The organism is Hymenobacter agri (assembly GCF_054778495.1).
This window is the reverse complement of sequence record NZ_BAAGZM010000466.1, coordinates 1-3,495: the sequence shown is the minus strand read 5'-3', so window position 1 is coordinate 3,495 and position 3,495 is coordinate 1. Positions and strand designations below refer to the sequence as shown.

The 3,495-nt window shown below is 62.3% G+C and carries 3 protein-coding genes; 2 read left to right on the top strand and 1 reads right to left on the bottom strand.

What is annotated here, in order from left to right:
* The coding region (locus ACYVDE_RS17745; protein ID WP_460502886.1) for a sensor histidine kinase at positions 1–1,244 on the top strand (1,244 nt) is incomplete at its 5' end.
* 80 nt (positions 1,245–1,324) lie between these two features.
* On the opposite strand, the gene ACYVDE_RS17740 is transcribed toward ACYVDE_RS17745, so the two are convergent.
* Positions 1,325–1,726, bottom strand: coding sequence for a DUF4783 domain-containing protein (locus ACYVDE_RS17740; RefSeq protein ID WP_460502885.1), 402 nt, complete (start codon positions 1,724–1,726; stop codon positions 1,325–1,327).
* Positions 1,727–1,887: 161 nt separating this feature from the next.
* Between ACYVDE_RS17740 and gpmI the strand changes: the two genes are divergently transcribed.
* Positions 1,888–3,432, top strand: coding sequence for a 2,3-bisphosphoglycerate-independent phosphoglycerate mutase (gene gpmI / locus ACYVDE_RS17735; protein ID WP_460502884.1), 1,545 nt, complete (start codon positions 1,888–1,890; stop codon positions 3,430–3,432).
* Positions 3,433–3,495: the final 63 nt, after the last annotated feature.

The following is a 3,495-nucleotide window of genomic DNA, read 5'->3' as shown; positions in this document are numbered from 1 at the left end:
GGCGGCTGCTGCTGCAGTCGCTGGCCATCAGCCAGCGGCAGGGGGCCGTGCGTACGCAGGCCGAGCTGCAGGCCCAACTGGCCGAATACTACACCAAGGTGAGTGAGCCCGACCAAGCCATGCTGGCCGCCCGCGAGGCGCTGCGCCTGGCGCGTCAAAGCCATTATCTGGAGTGTGCGCTCGATGCCTACAGCCAGCTGGCGGGCCTGGCTGCCAGCCAGAGCGACTACCGCGCGGCCTACGACTGGAACACGCATTATGTCGCCCTGAACGACTCGCTGAACAGCCGCCAGACCATGCAAACCCTGGCCGTATCGCAGGTGAACTACGAGGCGCAGGAACGCGCCCGCCGCCTGCATCAGCTCACCGCCGAGCAGGCCACCCAGGCGCAACGTACCCGCCTGCTGATAGGGGTTATCGTGGTCATGGCCCTGATACTGGGCGTTATGGTGCAGCTCTACCGCAACCTGCGCCGCAGTCGCGCGGCGCTGGCCGCCAACCACCGGGCCCTCGAAGCTGCCTCGGCTGAATTGCGGGGTGTGGCCGTGTTCAAGGATAAGCTCTACGCCATTGTGGCCCACGACCTACGCGGGCCCGTTACGGCTTTTGCCGGCGTCACGAGCTTGATTGATACGTACATCGCCCAAAACGACCAGGCTGGCCTGGCGCGCTTGCCTGCCATGGTGCGCCAAGCAGCCGACAGCCTCAACCATTTGCTCGACAACGTGTTGAACTGGGCCGTGAGCCAGACCGGCGAGCTGGAGTGCCGCCCCGTGCCGCTGCTCGTGGCCGATATGTTTGCCGAGTGCCAGGCCCTGTACCAAACTACGGCCGCTGCCAACTGGCAGCACATCACCACCACCGCCCCCGAGGGCCTGCGCCTGCTCGCCGACCGCAACATGACGCGCACCATTCTGCGCAATCTGGTGGGCAATGCGCTCAAATTTATGCCCACCGGCGGCCACGTGCACCTCGACGCCGTACCCGACCCCGACGATGCGGGCATGGTGCTGCTCACCTGCACCGACACTGGCTCGGGCATGAGCACGGCCACGGTGAACGCCTTGATGAGCGGGCCGGCTTTGCCCGAGCCCACGCCCGGACCCCACCTGAGCACCACGGGCTTTGGCCTGGGGCTGGTGCTGTGCCGCGCATTCGTACACCGCCACGGTGGTACGTTGGTGATTCAAAGTCGGCCCGGTGCCGGCACCAGCGTTACCGTAAGCCTGCCCATGGCCAAATAGCCCTGCCGGCACAACGGTAGCGCTTGGGCTATCAGCTATGAAAAAAGCCCCGGCCTGCAGGCCGGGGCTTTCATTCTCTGTTATTCTTTTGTGAATTCCAGTGTGTCAATCATTGGTGTGCTGCGCGAAGGCTTGAGCTTCACGAACACCCGGTAGGTGCCGCTACGGCCCGAGTAGCGCCCGATGGCGTATTGAATGCCTTCCTTGCTCTCGCCCTGGTGAATGAATTCGAAGCTGCTGGGTGCGTTTTTGGCAAAGAAATCCTTAATGACAATCTCCGCCTGCGCCGCATTGTAGCCTTGGCGGTCGCCCTCAAAGCCAACTTCTATGGTTGGGGCGAAATACTGCGAAAGCTCCCGCGAGGAACCGTTGCGCAATGCTGCTCGCACGGCCCCTAGATTATCGGCCTGGGCCTGTGCGGCCCCGGCCCCGAGGAGGAATAGCCACCCGAGTAATAGTGTTCTAATTAGATAGCGTTTCATTAGCAGGGTAATAAATGCGTCATACGCAGCGAAAAGTAAGCTAAAATGGTGCCAGGATGAAGTGGGCCGCCCTGATTGGCGAGATAAATCTACTCAACGAAAGTTGGTGCGAAGGTAGAAATTTTCAGCCCTCCGCGCAGCCGCCGCCGTATCTTTGCCCCATGAATAAGCAGGTTTTATTGGTGATTCTGGATGGCTGGGGTATTGCCCAGAATCCCACGGTTTCGGCCGTTGATACGGCCCGTACGCCGTTCTTCCATGAACTGTTGCAGCGTTATCCCCACAGCACCCTGCAGGCTTCGGGCGAAGCCGTGGGCCTGCCGGAGGGCCAGATGGGCAACTCCGAAGTAGGCCACATGAACATCGGCGCCGGCCGCGTGGTCGACCAAGAGCTGGTGCGCATTGGCAAGTCCATTCGCGAGCGCAAGCTGGCGCAGGTGCCGGCCCTGGCCAAAGCGCTGGAGTATGCCATCGAAAATGACAAGCCGCTGCACCTCATCGGCCTGCTGAGCGACGGCGGTGTGCACTCGCACATCGACCACGTGAAAGCTCTGTGCACCATTGCCCACGAGGCTGGTGTGCGCCGCGTGTTCGTGCACGCCTTCACCGACGGGCGCGACACCGACCCCAAGAGCGGTGTGCACTTCATCAACGAGCTGGAGCAGCACAACGAGCGCACCGGCGCCAAAATCGCCTCGGTGGTGGGCCGCTACTACGCCATGGACCGCGACCGCCGCTGGGAGCGCGTGAAAATAGCCTACGACCTTCTGGTGAATGGCGTGGGCACGCCCTCGCAAAACCTGATTCAAACCGTTCAGGAACAGTATAAAGAGGGCGTGACGGATGAGTTCCTGAAGCCCATTGTGAAAATCGGGCCCGACGGGCAGCCGCTGGCCACCATTCAGGAGGGCGACGTGGTGCTGTGCTTCAATTTCCGCACCGACCGCGGCCGCGAAATCACAGAGGTGCTGACCCAGCAGGACATGCACGCCTTCCAGATGCACCGCCTGAACCTGCACTACCTTACCCTTACCAACTACGACGACACGTTTGTGGGCGTGACGCCCATCTTCGAGAAAGATAACCTCGACAATACGTTGGGCGAAGTGCTGGCTACCAACGGCAAAACCCAGATTCGCATTGCCGAAACCGAGAAGTATCCGCACGTTACGTTCTTTTTCTCGGGCGGGCGCGAAACCGAGTTTGCTGGCGAAAAGCGCATTCTTCGGCCCTCTCCCAAAGTGGCTACCTACGACCTGCAGCCCGAGATGAGCGCCGCCGACCTGCGCGATGCCCTCATTCCGGAGCTGCAAGCCAACACGGCCGACTTCGTGGTGCTGAACTTCGCCAACCCCGACATGGTGGGCCACACCGGCGTGTTCGAGGCTGTGGTGAAGGCCGTGGAAACCACCGACGCCTGCGCTCAGGCCGTGGTGGAAGCGGCCCAGGCCGCCGGCTACGCCAGCATCATCATTGCCGACCACGGCAATGCCGAATTCATGCGCAACGCCGACGGCTCGCCCAACACCGCGCACACTACCAACCTGGTGCCGTGCATTCTGGTGGATAACGACTACCGCGGCACCCTGACCGATGGTAAGCTCGGCGACCTGGCCCCCACGATTCTGGAACTGATGGGCGTGCCCAAACCCGCCCAGATGACTGGCCAAAGCCTGCTGCGCGCCAACCCCGCCGCGAATGCGTAAGGACCGCGCGGGAATTTGGGTGAGCGGGCTGCTGGCCTTAGGCCTCGCCGGCTGCGGCGAGGC

Excerpts from the sequence above, each read along its gene's own strand:
- ACYVDE_RS17740 (WP_460502885.1), bottom strand. The coding sequence starts at position 1,726 with ATGAAACGCTATCTAATTAGAACACTATTACTCGGGTGGCTATTCCTC.
- gpmI (WP_460502884.1), top strand. The coding sequence starts at position 1,888 with ATGAATAAGCAGGTTTTATTGGTGATTCTGGATGGCTGGGGTATTGCC.